This is a genomic window from Pantoea sp. Z09, assembly GCF_022394795.1.
Lineage (GTDB): Bacteria > Pseudomonadota > Gammaproteobacteria > Enterobacterales > Enterobacteriaceae > Pantoea > Pantoea latae.
This window is the reverse complement of sequence record NZ_CP092373.1, coordinates 1,818,657-1,835,601: the sequence shown is the minus strand read 5'-3', so window position 1 is coordinate 1,835,601 and position 16,945 is coordinate 1,818,657. Positions and strand designations below refer to the sequence as shown.

Annotated in this window: 9 protein-coding genes and 3 pseudogenes; 3 read left to right on the top strand and 9 right to left on the bottom strand. The window is 57.9% G+C overall.

Features of this window, described 5'->3' with window-relative positions; all coding sequences use genetic code 11:
* Positions 1 to 2 precede the first annotated feature (2 nt).
* Positions 3 to 395 (top strand): SymE family type I addiction module toxin, encoded by a 393-nt coding sequence (locus tag MC269_RS08745; protein ID WP_371824366.1) that lies wholly within the window; start codon positions 3 to 5, stop codon positions 393 to 395.
* Here the strand turns inward: MC269_RS08745 and imm45 are convergent.
* The 4 genes and pseudogenes from imm45 to MC269_RS18855 form a co-directional block, all read right to left on the bottom strand.
* Positions 288 to 599 (bottom strand): Imm45 family immunity protein, encoded by a 312-nt coding sequence (gene imm45 / locus MC269_RS08740; protein ID WP_239954912.1) that lies wholly within the window; start codon positions 597 to 599, stop codon positions 288 to 290. The two genes, MC269_RS08745 and imm45, sit on opposite strands and share 108 nt — an antisense overlap.
* A pseudogene (locus MC269_RS08735) lies at positions 599 to 1,393 on the bottom strand (colicin E3/pyocin S6 family cytotoxin); the annotation flags it as partial. The gene imm45 and the pseudogene MC269_RS08735, both read right to left, overlap by 1 nt.
* A 21-nt stretch (positions 1,394 to 1,414) precedes the next feature.
* Positions 1,415 to 1,690, bottom strand: coding sequence for a hypothetical protein (locus MC269_RS08730; protein ID WP_239954906.1), 276 nt, complete (start codon positions 1,688 to 1,690; stop codon positions 1,415 to 1,417).
* Positions 1,691 to 2,108: 418 nt separating this feature from the next.
* Positions 2,109 to 2,613 (bottom strand): annotated as a pseudogene (locus MC269_RS18855) (filamentous hemagglutinin); the annotation flags it as partial.
* A gap of 299 nt (positions 2,614 to 2,912) precedes the next feature.
* Here MC269_RS18855 and MC269_RS08720 point away from each other — a divergent pair.
* Together MC269_RS08720 and MC269_RS08715 are read left to right on the top strand one after the other, a co-directional pair.
* On the top strand, positions 2,913 to 3,134 hold the full coding sequence (locus tag MC269_RS08720) for a hypothetical protein (RefSeq protein WP_239954900.1): 222 nt from the start codon (positions 2,913 to 2,915) through the stop codon (positions 3,132 to 3,134).
* A gap of 71 nt (positions 3,135 to 3,205) precedes the next feature.
* Positions 3,206 to 3,430, top strand: a complete 225-nt coding sequence (locus tag MC269_RS08715) for a SymE family type I addiction module toxin (RefSeq protein WP_239954899.1) — start codon at positions 3,206 to 3,208, stop codon at positions 3,428 to 3,430.
* A 43-nt stretch (positions 3,431 to 3,473) separates the two neighbouring features.
* Here MC269_RS08715 and MC269_RS08710 read toward each other — a convergent pair whose 3' ends face one another.
* From MC269_RS08710 to MC269_RS08695, 5 genes and pseudogenes are all read right to left on the bottom strand, one after another.
* Positions 3,474 to 3,776 carry a hypothetical protein gene (locus MC269_RS08710; protein ID WP_239954898.1) on the bottom strand — a complete coding sequence of 101 codons (303 nt, stop codon included), beginning with the start codon at positions 3,774 to 3,776 and terminating at the stop codon, positions 3,474 to 3,476.
* Entirely contained in the window at positions 3,773 to 4,555 is a 783-nt protein-coding gene (locus MC269_RS18850) for a VENN motif pre-toxin domain-containing protein (RefSeq protein ID WP_371824379.1), read from the bottom strand. Before MC269_RS18850 ends, MC269_RS08710 begins: the two co-directional genes overlap by 4 nt.
* Positions 4,556 to 5,554: 999 nt before the next feature.
* Positions 5,555 to 5,962, bottom strand: a pseudogene (locus MC269_RS18845) (hemagglutinin repeat-containing protein); the annotation flags it as partial.
* On the bottom strand, positions 5,887 to 15,168 hold the full coding sequence (locus tag MC269_RS08700; RefSeq protein ID WP_371824365.1) for a filamentous hemagglutinin N-terminal domain-containing protein: 9,282 nt from the start codon (positions 15,166 to 15,168) through the stop codon (positions 5,887 to 5,889). The pseudogene MC269_RS18845 and the gene MC269_RS08700, both read right to left, overlap by 76 nt.
* Before the next feature lie 12 nt (positions 15,169 to 15,180).
* Complete coding sequence (locus tag MC269_RS08695) at positions 15,181 to 16,845, bottom strand: ShlB/FhaC/HecB family hemolysin secretion/activation protein (RefSeq protein WP_239954896.1); 1,665 nt, start codon at positions 16,843 to 16,845, stop codon at positions 15,181 to 15,183.
* Positions 16,846 to 16,945: the final 100 nt, after the last annotated feature.

The following is a 16,945-nucleotide window of genomic DNA, read 5'->3' as shown; positions in this document are numbered from 1 at the left end:
TCGTGGCTAAACAAGATATTAAGCCAGAAGGATGTATTTCCAAAGCGTTAGGGCTGCTGAAGGTGGGCTATACCAGCATCCGCCACGCCGATCGCAACGATATAACCACGTATTACAGCCGCTGTCCCAGTATTAACCTTAAGGGCAGCCGGCTGACCGAGGCGGGCCTTACCACCGGCAAACAGATTAAGGTGACGGTAGAGCCAGGACGGCTGATTATCTGTACCGGTGAAGGTAATTGGCTTGTATTGAAAGTAAAATCCCGGAGCAGTAGCCGGGATAGTTGTTTATTCAATGGGCGTTGCTACATATTCGTCAAGGATATGAACATCTTCAACATTGCATTCCGGATAGATCCATTTTTCCCAGTTGGTAATAACCCATTCTGTACTTAATGCTCTACCTTCGGTTGATGCACTTTCGATTGGTAAAGATATCAAAATCAGGCCCGCTTTATGACCGGAAGATACAACCAAGCCATGAGTTTCAAATAAATCTATGACCATAAAGTCAACCCAGTTTTCATATGGCCAAACAGCAGGCAATCTAAAAACTGTACCTCGCTTTATAGACTTACTTTTATAATCGATAAGTTTCATTATTTCACCTTCAAATCATGACCGCCTGACTTATCTATGCTGTTAGGGATTTTTTGCATAGAGAAATCAACTTCACCTAAATGCTTACCTTTCGGGCTGACAACTTCAAATCGTCCATGCTGTGTATCAAGAGCATAAAGATTTCCGTCCTGCCCGCGATACACGTCACCACCACCATTCTTTTTAGTCAACTGGTTGTCCTTGATCGTGCCATTTGCTGCTGCAACCTGTGGAGCGGTTTGTTTTATAACTGCCACACGTTCTCCCGGAGGGAGGCCAGCAAGGTTTTTTTCAAAATGACCAACAGTCTGCCCTCTTGCAATTTTGGCATTTGAATTAATTGACGGAAGCTTACCAGCCTTACTCACCCCGCCCAGCGCACTTAGCGCCACGCCCGCAATAATATCCGCCTGAACTTGATCGAGGCTATATTTCGCCATGATCCGCTCTGACACTTGATTGCTGGCAACGATCCCGTCTGCGTCCATCTGGTGCGCCCAGGTTGCCGTCAAATCGTAGACCATCTTGATCGGGATATCTTCGCCCATTGCCCGATCTATTGCCTGTTTCACCGCCATGCTATCGGCCAGCACGTTGCCGTATTTCTGCTGGCAGGTGGCCGGGCTGGTTGCACAGTCGTTAATAAGCTGGTGCTGCTGTGCGGTACTCAGCTCTTCATACTTTTTAATGATGCCGCTACAGTCACCACCACGAGCCTGGCAGGCCTTCATTTCTGCAGACTATGCATCTATCTGCTTACTGCTTAGATAGTTATTCTCAACAAAATCCCAGCCACAAGGGCTGGGATTCATATATTAAGAAAGAAGATTAAATACCTCACTTCTTAGTTGATCTAATTCTTCATTTTCGTCTATTAGAATCTTCCCTTTACTATAAAGAACAAGATCATTCAAAGACCCCATGCCACCATATAATCCCAGCAAGGAATACTTGGTAACATCAGGTTCTATTTCATATTGTTTGGCTAGCCTAAAAATACTGGCAGACCAATCAGCATAGCCGCCTAATTCTAGTAGGACGGCCATACGCTCCATTTTCGTTTTGATGGCCTTTGATTTTTCATTAGTCATTTTAGCGCTTTAACCTCCATAATTTCAGCCCCCCTAATAGCCCAAGCCTTAGGCACTACAATCTGTTGAGTTCCCCCAACATATAACCCATTTTGAGAACCAACCTCTCCTATATAAATTTTTGTACCAACCGGTGTTTCAATTGCTATTGAGGAGTCTATTGGCGAAGTTCCTCCTTCTGGCCACTTTGGCAATACCGCTTTATCAATTCTTGTGTGGAGAACACCCTGGGGCGGCTCAGAGCTAAAAAACTGACCAAAAGGTTTGTCTGATACTCCAGCACGATACAGGATAGTATCTTTCTTCAACACAACCTCTTGATATTTAGCACCACTAAATGTTTTAGCCAGATCATTGTCCAAGGGGCCAGGCTTTATAGCCGAGTATTCACCAAGAATTTTATTAGGAAAGTTTATTGCAACATTCGCAGTGGCAGACTCAGCCTTACCAACCACTTTAGCAACAATTTTCTCTGTCACACCTGCAGTGATTTTAGCAGTACCGGCACCGCCAGCTATCAGCCCGGCGATATCGGTAACCAGCTTGCCGCCTTCAACGCCCGCGTTAAACGAGCCGCTGGCCCCGGCTTTCTGGTATTCCACCTCCATCCGGTTAATACGGTCAATATAAGACTGCTTCACCGCATCCGAAACGTTACCCAATACATCGCCGCTGTTAAACAGCGTTTTCAGTGCTTCGTAAGTTTCAACTGGACTGCTGGCCGTTTTGACAATCCCGTCAACGGCATCATACAGCCCCGACGGAACCCCAGCTATCATACCCGCCGCAAAGCTGCCATCCTGCCCAAGGTCAATCGCTGTCCATTTTGCCTGTGCTCCGGCTTTACAGGCCACAGTTTGACATTCCGCAATTTCTTTTTCTTTCTGAGCCTGCTGTTTCTGGCTCAAATAGTTATTCTCAACAACAACGTTATCCGGTGCAGAGTCTTAAGCCGGAACCGCTTTTTCCCTGTGCTTTCCGTCGCTTACAACCCATTTTCCCTGTTCCGTTTTGATGCCCGGACAGTTTTTCCCCAACGCACCTTTTTCGTCCGTGCACGCTACCGCACTGGCGAACATCACCAAGCACAACAGCCATGTCAGCGCTTTTCTCAGCCCTTGCATTACGCTTCCCCTGCGTTATCCGTCCGTGCATTTTAACAGTACTTCTCTCCCTGTAATTACGGGTTTTCATCGGGGCGCTGTGCCGGTTCACAGATACGGTGAACAGGATTGCCGATGTATTACAGGTGTCGCTGGATGAGCTGGTTGGCCGCAAAATTATTTCGGAAGAGGTGAAGATCCGTAATCATACGCTACATGCCCTGTGGCAGAAGGCGGATCTGTTGCCTGGCTCCGACCAGCAGGCGTTGATCGCTGTACTGGACAGTTTTGTTAAGAAGTCGATGGTAGAACAGGTAATAGGATTTAACAGCAGGCGTTAACTGAGCGCGGCAGACGTGAGTTCGCACCTCACGCCAGCCGCTGACCATAAGCAACTAACGAGGAGTTGATCATGGCTGACACGCATCATAAGCCAGAGCCGCACACACCCACAACAGCGGCGCATTATTACAGAGTAGGATACCGGCCTAAAAGGGGCCAGCCGAACCCGCTGCCACAGCTCACCATCAAAGGCCGCTGGCTGGAAGTACTCGGCTTTACTATCGGACAGAAGGTGGAGGTCATCACCGAACCCGGACAGCTGCTTATACGGCTGGCGGCTGAAGAAGGCTGCTGACGGGCAGGTGAAAAAAATCCCGGCTCGAGGGCCGGGATAAAGATCATTTACTTAATAATTCGTTTATATTTTTTAGTGCATTCAGTAGATCAGGATCATTTTGAGAAATAGATTCTTTTCTGAAGGATGCAACCGCATATATTTGCTCTAATACAAACCAGTGCTCGTGAAATTCATCTTTCCACTTAACATCAACAGACTGTAGACAAAATAATAAACCCTCTAAACTATCAATTAATTTCTTAAGGGAAATTTTCCCTGATTCATAAAGAGTTAACATATCCTTCATCAGAGAAATTTGACGCTTATCGTACTCATTGATACTCATTTCTGATAATAAAGTCATTGCTTTATCCTCCCAAAATCAACAGTTACGATTGTGCCAGTTTTAGTGTCCGTAATAACAGTTATATTATTTTTACTGTCATAATACGCTGTTGTTCCCGGCCTCTTGCCTACTACGGCATTCTCAGGTCGTATTGCATTTTCCACTGTAGAAGGTGTTATACCTTGTCTTTGCATACGATCCAGGGAGTGTCCAGAGTAATCACGATTTCCTATGACTTTTGGTTTATTCTGCCCATCAATTATGTTTAGAGGATTACCTTTTGAACCAGTCGGTGTTTTTGCAGAAATCTCATCGCTGGCCTTATTAATCAGCTTCGACGCTTCAGCAACATCCCCTTTCTTCAGCGCCGCTTCCGCTGCCTTAATCACCTTCCCTGCCGCATCACCTGCGCCGGGGATGATACCGATTGCAGCCACCAGATAATCCAGCGCACTCTGCGCCTCCGCAAAGCTCTTAATATCACCGACGACAGGCACGAAGTCAGCGCCCAGCGATACCATTTCTTTCAGTGCTTCGCGCCGTTCCGTGTACATCATCACCGAGCAGGCTTCGGCGCTCATGCCGCCGCAGTTGGCCTTCTTATAACGCTCGTTTTCCGCCTCAACGTACTCACCGGCCTTCTTCTCAACCGTTTTGCCTTCAGACTGGGCCTGCGCGATATCAGCCAGCGAGTTATTCTCAACCGCGTTTTTACCCGCCTGCGCACCCGTCACCGTACCGGCCGTGTTTCCGCCCGCAAGTCCGCCCGCTATACCCGCCGAAACCGTCGCCAGCATGCTTACCGTCTGTTTCTCTGACTCGCTCAGCTCTCCCGCCGTCTTGCCCGGATACAGCGCCGCTATTATCGCTTTCGCCGCCAGCTCTCCAGACGCCGCGCCCAGCGCGCCCGTTGCCGCATTATTGCCCTGCAACGACGCCATTACTCCGCCTAAAAGCGCGTGCGCCAGCGTATTCGCTACCGGATCACTTTCCGTTCCCTTCAGCAAATGCGCAAGCTCTGGCGCCGAGGCTCCCGCCAGCGCACCGACCACGTCTCCGCCCGCCAGGCCCTGCAACGCCGCCGTCACCGCCTGGATACTCCGCTGCACTTCGCTGCCTGTGCCCGTATCCAGGCCGCTCAGTGCCCCCTGCGTTGCCGCAATATCCGCAACCTGCACGCCGATTTCCGCAATCATCTGCGCGGTCTGCAGGCGCTTCTGCTCTTTCTCTTTGTTAAAGATCGGACTGATGCTGTCGTTGGCATGCTCCGGATCGCGGCTCAGGTCAGCCAGGTTCTGCTGCTGGCTGGCCTGATCGCGAACCACAATCGTTCCCTCAGCCACGGCAGACTGGGTCGTGCCTTCGGCATGCCCCTTGCTGCCGGCGCCGGCAAGCAGGGTGTTTGCCATATTACCAGCAAACTGCCCACCCATACTTACGCCAGAGCTAATCCCTGCTCCCTGATGCTCAGTTTTGTAATCCGCCTGATTATCCATATCTGTAAAGCCCAGGGTCCCGGTCTCAAGACGGTTCTTGCCGGCATCCGCCTGGCTGGCGATAACCGCGCCGTTCAGCTGGGTGTGGCTCCCAACGGTAATGTCAAAGCCGCCTTCTCCGGCATAGATACCGCTCTGCTCCAGCACGCTGCTGTAACTGCTGTGCATCTTGTCCTGGCTGGCATTGACGTAGCCCGATCCCGTCATGGAGCCGAAGCTGAAACTGCCGCCTGCGCCAAAGCTGCTCTGCTTCGCATCGTAATTATCGCTGTCCTGCAGACTGGTTATCGTCAGGTCACGCCCGATGTCCGCCGTAACGCGGTTGCCGTTCACCTGCGCGCCGCTGAGGATGGTATCGCGGCCGCTGGTGATGGACAGGTCGCCTCCGCTGTCCAGCGTGGTTTCACTCCAGAGGGTAGCGTCGCCCTTTTCATGCCCTTTAGCGCCATTGACGCTGGCAAAGATACTCAGACCTGCGCTTCCGGCACCTGCGCCCAGGCTGACGCCCAAACCGCCACCGCTGCTGCTGTTCTTGCCGGTTGTCTGTTGCGTGCTGGCAGCGCCCGCCAGGGTGATGTCACTGGCTGCATGTAAAGAGGTATCCCCGCCGGCTTTCAGCTGACTGCCTGCAATCAGCAGGTCTCCGCTGTTGATTCCGTTTCCTTTACCCGTCGCATCGATACTGAGGTTTTTACCGGCGTTGATGGTCGAGCCGCTGACCGAATCAGAGACCTGATGCTGCTGTGATTTCGATTGCTGGGTCGACAGCGAAAGGCTAATGCCCGCGCCGTTATTAGGATCGCCCTTGACCTGCGCAAGCTGGCTCGCCTGGCTCGCCTGCACCCCGGAAAGTACCGATTTGTCGCCTGCAAAGCGGCCAGTCGTCCGTCACTCTCCTGTTTTGCCGACTGCGCGGTAGCGACAGCGCTGTTAACCGCCTCACCGACGGCGCCTGACAGCGCCAGCGTCAGGCCGCTGGTGCGTTGCTCCATTCGTTCATCATGCGTACGCAGGTCATGCCCCGGCGTGATGGCCACGCTGTCGCCCTGAAGGGCCATATTGCCAGCGGCAATAAGATCGGCCCCGTTGACCTGCAGCTGCTTACCGGCCGTAATGGAAACATCGCCGGCGGTGCTGCCCACCGTACTGAAGCTCTGGCTCTGGGTGGTGCCTTTGTCTTTGATCTCATGAAGGGTTTTACTGCTGCCAATACTCAGGCCGAGGCCGCCCGTACCCATCAGGCCACTTTTGTGGGTTTCTGAGAAACGCCAGCTGGAATCGCTGTTCGTTGCGGCGCCAATCTCAACGTTATTGCCAGCGCTCAGGGCCACCTTGCCGTCACCGACCAGCTGCGATCCTGTCACCGTTAGATCATTTCCAGCGGAAACAGAGACGCTATTACCGCTCAGCAGCGTGCCTTTTTCACGGGTGGCGCTCTCTTCCTGAATGGTGTGCGTGGTCTTTTTGCTGAACAGGCTTTTTTTGGTTTTGGTCTCTTCTTTGTAGTAATAATCGCTTTCTGCAGCGGTCCCCAGATCGACGTTATGACCCGCCTGTAAGGCAATATCCTGCTGCGCCGTCACGTCGCTGGCCTGGCTGGTGATATCATGACCGGCCTTCACGCTGATATCTCCGCCGCTGACAATTTCCGTGCCCTGCTGACGCACCGCCTCATTGATGACGGTTTTTTTGCTGCCGCGCTCGCTGTTGCCGGCTCGGCTCGCTTCCGCGTTCAGGCTGATATCGCGCCCGGCCTGCAGCCCAACGTCGCCCTCGGCGACAATCGCTGCCGCCTGGCTGGTGAGATCTTGCCCGGCAGAGAGCGAAAGGTCGCCGCCGCTGGTTATAGTGGTACGATCAACGTCCGAGGAGTGGGTCTCTTTATTTCCCTTGCTGCTGTTCTGGCTGGTTGCCGCGCTGTTCAGCAGCAAATCATTACCAGCAGCCAGCGCCGTGTTGCCTTTGCCCGCCAGCGAACTGGCGGTAACGCTCAGGTCGTGCCCCGCTTCCAGCGCTAAATCGCCGCCGGCCGATAGCTGGCTGCCAGCGTAACTCACCGTTTGACTGCTGGTTTTTTCGGTTGTGTACCAGCGCACTTTTTCGCCGCCCTGCGACTGCCCCTCAACCTGCTGATTGCCGGTAATGGCGATATCATTCCAGGCATTCAGCAGCATATTGCCGCCAGAGGTGAGATTTGCCGCCGTGAGGTTGATGTTATTGCCGGCGCTCAGACTCAGGGCGTCGATTGAGTCGATCGACGCCGTCTGCGCGTTAAGCGTTTCGCTAAAGGATTTGGTGCCCGCATCCAGGCTCCACTCTTGTGTGGTGGTCAGGCTGTTGATACTGCCATCAAGGCTTTCAAGCTCGACCTTTTTGCCCTTAATCGCTGAACTCACATTATTGATATCGCCCAGCGCGCTGAGTTGCAGGTCGCCGCCAGCGCTCATCAAGCCGGCGCTGAGGTTATCAATGCGGTTCTGGCTGTCAGCTGTCAGGCTATTTTTTGCCGTCAGCGTGCCGCCCTCGTTAACGATGTTGCCGCCAGATAAGGTGACGTTTTTGCCTGCAATGACGCTGCCGTTATGCATCTCGGCATCGTTGGCGGAGAGGTACACTTTTGGCACCATGACCGTCTGGCCGTTTATCGTCGCGGCTTCCCACCAGATAATGCTGCTATCCAGCGCGGCAACCTGCGCGGCGCTAAGGGACAGACCAAACTGCAGGCCCAGCGACTGCTGGGCTGCCGCTGCGTTATCCATCAGATAGCGCATTTGATCCAGATCGGAGCCAATGCCGTGCAGATAGCGGCTGCCTGTCTGTTTCAGCACTGCATTGCTGACGTAGCGCGTATCAAACGCGGCATCCCCCAGGAAGCGATAATCGCGCTCTGGGTTGAGGTTCAGGCGGTTAAGCAGATAGGCGGATCCGAGGAAAGTATTGACGTCGGTATATTGCTGGCGGGTTTCCGCCGTGACGCTGCCGGGCTGCTTGTCCAGCAGCGCGCTCAGTTCGCCAAACAGGCTGCTGTCCAGCTGACCCAGCCCGTCGAGTTTGGGATTGACGGTGATTAAATAGGGGCTGTCGCTGTCGCCCGCCACGAAGTAGCCGTTGCTGCTGGCTGGCAGAGGATAAGCGCTGGTATCCACCTTAGCGGGCGCGGCGTTTTGCCATGAAACCGGCGTCAGGCTGCCTGTTTCCAGGCTGCTCGCACCGCCCAGGGCCGCCTGGCCCTGCTGTTTACCTGCCAGCGGCGTTAACGCCGCGTCATCCGGTTTTGTGCTATCCAGCGCCACGCCTGCATTGACCTGCTGTAGCGCGTTCTCGAGCTGATCTTGCCAGGCAGGTGAACTCACCGCGACCTGACTGCTGTTGGCTAACGCCTGACGCTGAGTCGCCTCTGCCTGATTCAGCGCGGCTAATCCAGCCATCGCAGGCGCGGACAGGGTATTGCCGCTCCACCCGGCATTCGCGGTGGTGGCGGTGTTGCTGATATCGCCGCTAAAGCTGGCGCTGACGTTGCCGCCAGCCTGAATTACCGAGCGATAGAGTTCGCCAGGCGTGAAGCTGGTTTCATGGCCGGTAAGGGTGTACACAATGTAATTGCTTTCTGCATTGGGCAGGCGTGAACCGGCGGGTAAGCCAACGGTGGGTGACTCGCCTTGCCATTGATAGATCAGATAATCGTTCTGCGTGCCCGCCTGCCATGACTGGTTATTGAGCTGGTTGCCTGACAGGGCGATGTCGCGCTGCGCCAGTATCGTGCTGGCCTGGTTATCCAGGCTCTCTGCCTGAATCCTGAGATCCCGCCCAGAGCTAATACGCCCTGAGCCGCCATTGCTGATGACCTCCACGCTTGAGCTGTTTAAGGCAAATTTCTGCGTGGCCACTTCCGCTAGCGGCGCATAGTAATATCTCGTTTTAGTGTGGACAGAGCAGGCACCGTCAATCCCGGCGCAGCCGCCGCCGCTTTCGGTGACGGTTGTAATGGAGTAGGAACCGTAAGAACCTTCTGGCAGGTCGTTAATGTGGATTTTCAACGTGGCATCGCCCACGCCGTCCCGCGTCGGCTCATTAGTGCTGGTTTGGGTGACCTGTAGCCCGTCACGCGTATTTAGCAGATGCCCGGTCTTGATGCTGATATCGCCGTTCTGCGACTCGATGGTGCCTGAAGTGTTGATCACCTCGCCGCTGGCGTTGCCCGCCGCATCGCCCTGCATCCACAGGCTGTTGCCCGCCAGCATATCGCCGCGCTGGTTGCGGATGCTGTTGGCGTAGAGCGCCAGGTTTTGCCCGGCGTAGAGCAGCGCGGCGTTGATAATGCTGCCGGGAGAGCTGAGGGTGAGATTGCCGAGCGTGCCGGTAAAGCCATCAACAGTGATGTCGCTGCGGCTGTTCAGGCTGACGTTGCCGCCGCCCTGCAGCGTGCCCGCGCCGTTCATGCTGATGCGGCTGCCGCTCAGGCTGCTGTCGCCGGTGCCCGTCGTGATCTGCCCGTTGTTGGTGAGATCGCCGCCCGCGCTGAGCGTCAGCGCTTCGCCCTGTAGCGTTCCCTGGTTTTCAATCGCGCCGTCGCTGCTGATGCTGAGACGCTTGCCCGCCGCCAGCGTGTGGCGAGCGGTAAAACTGTTGATCAGCTTAAGCGTGGCGTCGCCGAGCGCGATTACCTGCCCCAGCTGGTCGAAGCCGCTGCTCTCCAGCAGCAGGTTGCCGCCGCTGAACAGCCTGCCGGTCGCCTGCTGCGTTACCTGCGCGGCTTTTACGTTCAGCTGATCCACGCCCAGCAGCGTTCCGCCATTGGTGAGCTGCGCGTAGTTTAGCGTCAGGTTGCCGCCCTGCGCGGTGCCCTGATTTTGCAGCTGCGTGCCGGTCAGCGTGCTTTGACCATCGGCCAGCAGCGTGCCGCTGTTGCTGACGTTTGCCGCGTTGAGCGTCAGCTGCGCCGCCTGCAGCCAGCCGCTGTTGGTGAACTGCGGCGCGTTCAGCGTCAGCTCGCCCGCCGACAGCACTCTGCCTGCATTGGTTGCCGACCCGCTGGCGGTGATGCGGCTGGTTGCACCCTGAATCAGACCATAGTTGTATAGCTCCGGCGTGGTGAGCGTCAGGCCGCCCTGGCTGAGCAGCGTACCGAGGCCCTCATTGGTGACGCGGCCGCTGGCGGTGAGCAGCAGGCTGTTGTCGCCCTGCAGACGCCCGCTGTTAGTGAGGGTGCCGGTGGTCAGCGCCAGCTCCGCGCCCTGCACGCGTCCGGCGTTATCGATGGCGGCGGCCTGCAGATCCAGCCTGCCGCCGCTCAGCAGCGCGCCGCTCTGCTGCTGCGTCAGCGTGTCGCCGAGGATGGCCGTAAGTCCGTTCACGCCGGAGATGTCGCCGCCGTTGTCTAACGTGGTGCCGTTCAGCGTCAGGTTTTTCGCTATCCACTGCCCCTGATTACTGAGGCCCAGCGCGCTGAGGGCGGCGTCGCCATTGGCGGTGATTTTACTCCCTGTCGACGAAGAGAGCGTGTCGCTGAGGTTGAGCTGCATGCCGTCGGCGCTCTGGATCGCGCCGCCGTTGGCGAGACGCACGGCAGTCAGCAGAATGTGCTGCCCCTGCCAGGTGCCGTTATTGGTCACGTTCTCGCTGCTGATGTTCAGCGTCCCCTGCGTCAGCAGCTGCCCGCCGGTGTTATTCACCAGCACGCGCGCGGAAGGAGACGGCAAACCGCGCAGGGTGGCGTTCGGGCCAAACGTCAAGGATTGCAGGCCGATCAGGCTGCCCTGATTGGTGACGCTGGCGGGCGTAAGGGTCAGGGTCTCGCCCTGTACGGCGCCGCTGTTATTGAGATTATCGCCCCGAAGCGTCATCGCTTTCTCAGCCAGCAGCGAGCCGCTGTTCTCGATACCCTGCGCGGCGATCAGCGAAGCGCCCTGCGACAGGATCTCCCCGACGTTGCGCAGCGCGCCGCTGACGGACGCCGTCAGGTCGCCGCTGCTGAGCAGCGTGCCCTGATGCTGCCAGCTCTCTGCGTTCACCTGCGCGCGATGCCCCTGCAGCGTGCCGTCAGTGGTGAGACTGCGCGCATCCAGCAGCAGGTCGCCGCCGCTCAGCGCTTTGCCGGATACGTCCTGCGTCGCCGCGCGTGTTGCCTGCACGTCGAGCAGGGCGCTGCCCTGCCACAGCCCGCTGTTATTAAGCGTATCGCCGCGCAGCAGCAGGCTCTCCGCCATGAGTTTTCCACGGTTATCGAGACGGCCCGCTGTAAGGCTGGCGCTGCCCTGCGTCACCATCGTGCCGCTGTTATCCAGCAGCATCGACGTCGATCCGGTCAGCGTGGCAATGCCGTTCACCGTGCCGCTGTTAGCCAGCGACGCAAACCGATAGTTGAGGTGACTGCCCTGCACTACGCCGGCATTGTTGCCGCTGATCGCCTGCAGCCTGAGATCGCCGCCGCTCAGCAGCGTGCCCGCGCTCAGGTTGTTTAGCTGAGCAAAATCAGCCGAGAGTGTCGCCTCGCCCTGCATAAGGCCGCGATTCGTCAGCGTATCGCCGGACGTGGCAAGCTGCTGCGCGGCCAGTGACCCGCTGTTCTCCAGCGTGGCGGCGTGCAGCGTCGCCTGCTGCCGCGCCAGCAGCAGCCCGTTGTCACGGTTGTTCAGCGAGCCGGTCAGCGTAGTAGCGATATTCACCGCCGTCACCGTGCCGCTGTTGCTGAAGTCGCCGCCGTTCAGATCGAAATCGCCAGCGATCTGCAGCAGTCCGCTGTTGCTCAGGGTCAACGGCGAGAGCGACAGCGATGAGCCGCTGATAAGTTGGCCATCAGCCTGGTTGGCGATCGCGGCGCTGCTGAGGGTGAGCGCGCTGTTGCCCTGCAGCAGGCCCGCGTTGGTGAGGGTCGCGGCCGTGACGCCAAGCCACTCCGCCGCCAGCGTCCCGCCGTTGCGGATCTCGCCGCCTGTCAGGTCAACGCGGTTTTCGCTCAGCAGCGAACCGCTGTTATTCAGCATGCTGCTGACCTCAGCGGTAAGCTGTGAAGCCGCCCGCGCGCCGCCTGCGTTCTGCCAGCGGGTTAACCGTAGATCGAGCCGATCCGCCTGCAGGCTGCCCTGGTTAGTCAGACTATCGCCCTGCAGCGTCAGCGTACCGCCGCTAAGCAGCTCTCCGCCGCGCTGGTTGTTGAGTTCTCCGCCCGTTATCCCCAGCGCGTCCGTGCCCTGGATAAGTCCGCTGTTCACCAGATCGCTCTGCAGCGTCAGCGCCTGCGCCAGCAGCCAGCCACTGTTGTCGGTTTTATCAGCCTGCAACGCTATATGCTGCTGCCCCAGAATCTTGCCGCTGTTGTTCAGGCTGCCGCTGTTTAGCTGCGCGTCGTCGACGCTGAGCGCGTTGCCGCTGTTTTGCCAGTCGGCGGCCGTCAGGTTCAGCTGCTGGCCCTGCATCAGGCCGCTGTTTTCAAGCGTCTCCGCGTCCAGTCTTAGTTCGCCGCCGCTCAGCAGGGTGCCGCTGTTGGTCAGCTGCTGGCCTGACGCAAGCAGCGCCTGTTTGCCCTGTAAGATGCCGCTGTTGTCCACTGCGCCGCCGGCAATGCTCAGCTGGCTGGCGGCGATCTCACCAGCGTTGGTCAGCCTGCCGTTGTTAAAACGCATGGCGTTATCTGCCAGCAGCCGCGCGCCCTGCTGATTGGTCAGGCGACTGTTGTTTGCGGTGATCTGTAACGCGTTGATTTCGCCGCTATTGATCAGGCTCTCACCGGCAAACGTCAGAGTGTCGCCACTGGTAATCAGGCCGAGGTTGTTAAGTTCTGGCAGGTTCAGCCCAAAACTGTTCTCTGAGCTGACCGTGCCCTGCGCCAGGTTAGTCAGGCGCAGCCCCGTCAGGCTGAGCGCCTGGGTGCCCTGAATCAGCCCGTTGTTGTCGGTTTCTCCGCTGCTCAGCCGCAGCGCCTGCTGGCTGAGAATGCTGCCGCTGTTGTTGAGGCGATCGGCGGTTAAGGATGCGTCGCCCATGCTCAGCACCTTGCCGCTGTTGACGCCGCTGCGGGTGGTGATGGCTAGCTGCTGCCCCTGCAGCGAACCTGCGTTATCGAGCCGGTCGGCATTGAGGGTTAGCTGCCCGTCGCTCAGCACCGTTCCACGGTTGTCGAGCTGCTGGCCCTGCGTCTCCAGCGCCTGCTTCGCCTGCAGCGTGCCGCTGTTGCTCACTACGCCGCTGTTAATGGCCACCTGCTCGGCGGCGATCGTTCCGCCGTTGTCCAGCTCGTTGTTGTTTAGCTGCAGTCGGTACTCCGCGAGCAGTGACCCGCTCTGGCTGTTGCTGATGGTCTCATTGAGGGCCGTCAGGTTCGCGGCGTTGATTTCACCGCTGTTGATCAGGCTGCGTCCGCTCAGCGTCAGCGTCCCGCCGCTGCTGATCAGGCCGCCGTTATCGAGAGTCTGGAAAAGGAGCGAGAAGCCGTTATTTGAGCTGAGCGAGCCGCCCGCCAGGTTGTTAAGCTGACTGCCGCTGAGGCTGAGCGCATCCGTGCCCTGCAGCAGGCCGCTGTTATCGGTTTGCACGCTGTCGATCGTCAGCACAGGCGCGGAGAGCACCCCCTGGTTGAGCAGACGATCGCTGGTGATGAGCAGGCTGCGGGTGCCTGCCACTGTTGCGCTGTTATTTAACGTGCCCACGTTCATTGTCGTTGCGGCTGCGGCAAGCGAACCGCTGTTATCGAGCCGCTGAGCCGTCACGGAAAGCGATTTACCCGTCGTAAAGTGCCCGCTGTTGCTGAGCTGATCCTTCGCCTGCAGCACAATCGTCTCGCCGGCGTTTCCCTGGCTGGCCTGGTCTGCCGACAGCGCGCCGCCGCTTAAACGCATATCCCGTCCTGCCGTCAGGGTGGCGCTTTTTGTTGTCAGCGTGCCGTTGGCCGACACGGCAATCCCGGCATCGCTCACCAGCGTGCCTGGCCCGATGGCCGCATCCTGCTGCGCGCTGACGACGATCTGCCCGGTGGCTTTATTATCGCCGCCTAACGCCACCGACGCGCCTTTCGCCGTCAGCGCGCCGCTGCTCAGGCTGTTGTTCAGCCTGAGCTGGCCGCTGCTGTCGAGCTGAATATCGCCCTGATTTGCCACCAGGTTGCCGAGGTTAACCCCTACGCCCTGTTCGCTGGAGACGAGGCGAATGCGGTTGGCGTACATACCGCCCAGCGCGCCGGTATCCACCGCCACCGACGGTGCGGCGCCCTCGCCGGCGATCGGCGTAACCGAACCGTCTGCGCCGACGCGGTTCGCGCCCACCGTCAGCGCGAGATCCTTCGCATGGATCCCGGCATTGATTTCCGTGGCGCGCGCGACAATCGACACCGCATCGGCGGCGCTGCCGTCCAGCCCCTTGCCCTCGACGATCACCGAGCCTTTGCTCACCTGCAGCGCGGCGAGGTTGCCGTTCGCATCCAGCTGCGGTTTGCCGGTGGTGAGCGTGACGTTCGGCGTATTGATAAAGCCGCAGCCGCTGCAGGTAATGCCATATGGGTTGGCGACCATCACGTTGGCGGCTTTGCCCGCCACCTCGGTGTAGCCCTGCAGCTGGGAGCGGCTGGCGCCCGTCACTTCGTTGATGATCGCCTGCGCCTCATGCCCGGCTTTCAGGTTGGGGTTGTTCTGGATCAGGCCGCCCAGCTGCGTCTGATTGAGCTGGCCGGTGGCGTTGTTGAGGATCAGCCCTTCCTGACCCACGTTGTACTGCTGGTACTGGTTATGCGACACCCCGGCGCCGTTCGGCGTGGCGATATTGACCACCGGCACGCCGTTGGCGGCGGCATCCATCTGGGTGCCCGGCGTCACCGGCGTAATCTGCGCCGCCACGGCGGGCAGTATCGGCTGCAGCGCTACCTGTGAGCAGATGAAATAGCTCAGCGCCCGACGTTTAAAGGTAACAGGTTGACGATCGTCCATAATCTTTGTCTCTTAGAAAACCAGCCCAACGCGGGCGTAAATGCTGACGCGATCCGGCTGCAGAGAGCCGGGATAGCTAAGGGGAATGCCGAGGGTGTACTGGGTGTAGACGTGACGGCCTTGCGTGCCGAGCCCGATCGCGCTGCCCCACAGCGTGCCGGTGGCGTCGCGATCCTGCGCGTCGCTTTTCAGCCAGCCGCCGTCTACAGCCGCCAGCGCGCTGACCTCGCCGACCACAGGCAGCGTAAACAGGCGGTAGCTCAGCTCGTTGCGCAGATAGCCCCCGATATCGCCCGAGAGATACTGCTCCTTAAAACCGCGCACCGAACTTTCGCCGCCGAGCGTCAGCCGCTCGCTGCCGTAAAGCCGATCGGGCGACCACTGGCCGTAGAGGCTGCTGAGCCACCAGAAGCCGTCTGTCAGCGGTCGCTGAAAGCTGCCGCTAATGCTCCACTTGCGGAACTGCGCCTTCGGCAGTTCGCGGCTTTTGCCCGCGTCGCTTTCCGCATCAAACCAGGACATGCCGCGGCTCAAGGTTGGGTTGAGCGTCGCCACGCCGCCGAACAGTTTTTGCGTGTGGTTCAGCCCGAGCTGCAGGCTGGTGATTTTGCGGCTGCTGCTGGAGAGCAGCGTGCTGTTGAGGTAGTTATGGCTGCTGTAGTGGTTCAGGCCGAGCTGCACGCCGCTCTTAATATCGCCGTTGCGGAACAGCACCCAGGAGCCGTTGAGGCGGTGCGCAACGTTGTCGCCGTTGCTTAGCCATGTGAAGCCGTTGTTGACGAAGCTGCTGTGATAGCTGCTCCAGCTGTAGCTGTAGTCGAGCAGGCCGTAGCCGTACGGCACGCTAACGCCCGCCTGCAGGTTCTGCGCGTCGCGCCAGTCGCTGAAGGCGCCGCTGCGTCCACCGCTAATAAACCAGCGGTCCGCCAGCCCCAGCAGGTTATTGCCGGTGAGCGATGCGCTGAGCTGGCCAACACCGGTACTTTTCTGCCCGCTGTTATCAAACCCGGCTGAAGCGCTAAGGGGAAATTCCGGTTTTGCCGTGAGATTGACTACGGAGTAACCCGCTTTTGGCGAGGGCTGGATCTCAATCTGCACCGGCGTGCGGCGCACCCGGTTAATCTGCTCCATGCCCTGCTCGATATCGCGCAGGTTGAGGATGCTGCCTTCCAGACCGGGAAAGGTCATTGCCAGCACGCGCGGATGCTGGCCTTCAAGGAGGATCTCATCCAGCTTCCCTTCCAGTACCGGAATAATCAGTTCGCCCGTGGAGAGATCCTGCTCGGTTAAAAACGCCCGGCTGGTAATATAGCCGCGCTGCATATACCAGTCGGAAATAGCATGCACCAGCGCATTAATGTCCGTCAGGTTAAGGCAGCGATGAATAAAGGGCGCGGTTAACGTCTTGCGCTGGGCGTCAGACAGCAGCGACGCGTTGCGAATAACGATAGTGTGAACTGGAAAACAGCGGCCGGAGGGCAAAGCGGTCGCAGCGGGCGCGCGCGGAGGTGACGCCGCGTGCCACAGGGCATCGCGCTGCTGCTGATCCTGATCCAGTCGCTGCTGCTGCTGCAGTTGAATCGCGTCGCGGTCGGCCGGGCTTAACGGCGCCGCAATAAGAAACGTGCTGAAAAAGCTGGCGCTGAGCGCCAGTAACATCCATGTTTTGGCCATCATCGAATACTTTATATAAATTAATGGTAACTATTAGTAACGTCTGGAAATCATAATACCCCCGAAACAATCAGAAACATCCTGTTTCAAATAATAAACGATT

Bases quoted from the DNA above. Each gene is read 5' to 3' on its own strand.
- MC269_RS08730 (WP_239954906.1), bottom strand. From the start codon at position 1,690: ATGACTAATGAAAAATCAAAGGCCATCAAAACGAAAATGGAGCGTATG.
- imm45 (WP_239954912.1), bottom strand. From the start codon at position 599: ATGAAACTTATCGATTATAAAAGTAAGTCTATAAAGCGAGGTACAGTT.
- MC269_RS08695 (WP_239954896.1), bottom strand. From the start codon at position 16,845: ATGATGGCCAAAACATGGATGTTACTGGCGCTCAGCGCCAGCTTTTTC.
- MC269_RS08710 (WP_239954898.1), bottom strand. From the start codon at position 3,776: ATGACTTTATTATCAGAAATGAGTATCAATGAGTACGATAAGCGTCAA.
- MC269_RS08700 (WP_371824365.1), bottom strand. From the start codon at position 15,168: ATGGACGATCGTCAACCTGTTACCTTTAAACGTCGGGCGCTGAGCTAT.
- MC269_RS08715 (WP_239954899.1), top strand. From the start codon at position 3,206: ATGGCTGACACGCATCATAAGCCAGAGCCGCACACACCCACAACAGCG.
- MC269_RS18850 (WP_371824379.1), bottom strand. From the start codon at position 4,555: ATGCTGGCGACGGTTTCGGCGGGTATAGCGGGCGGACTTGCGGGCGGA.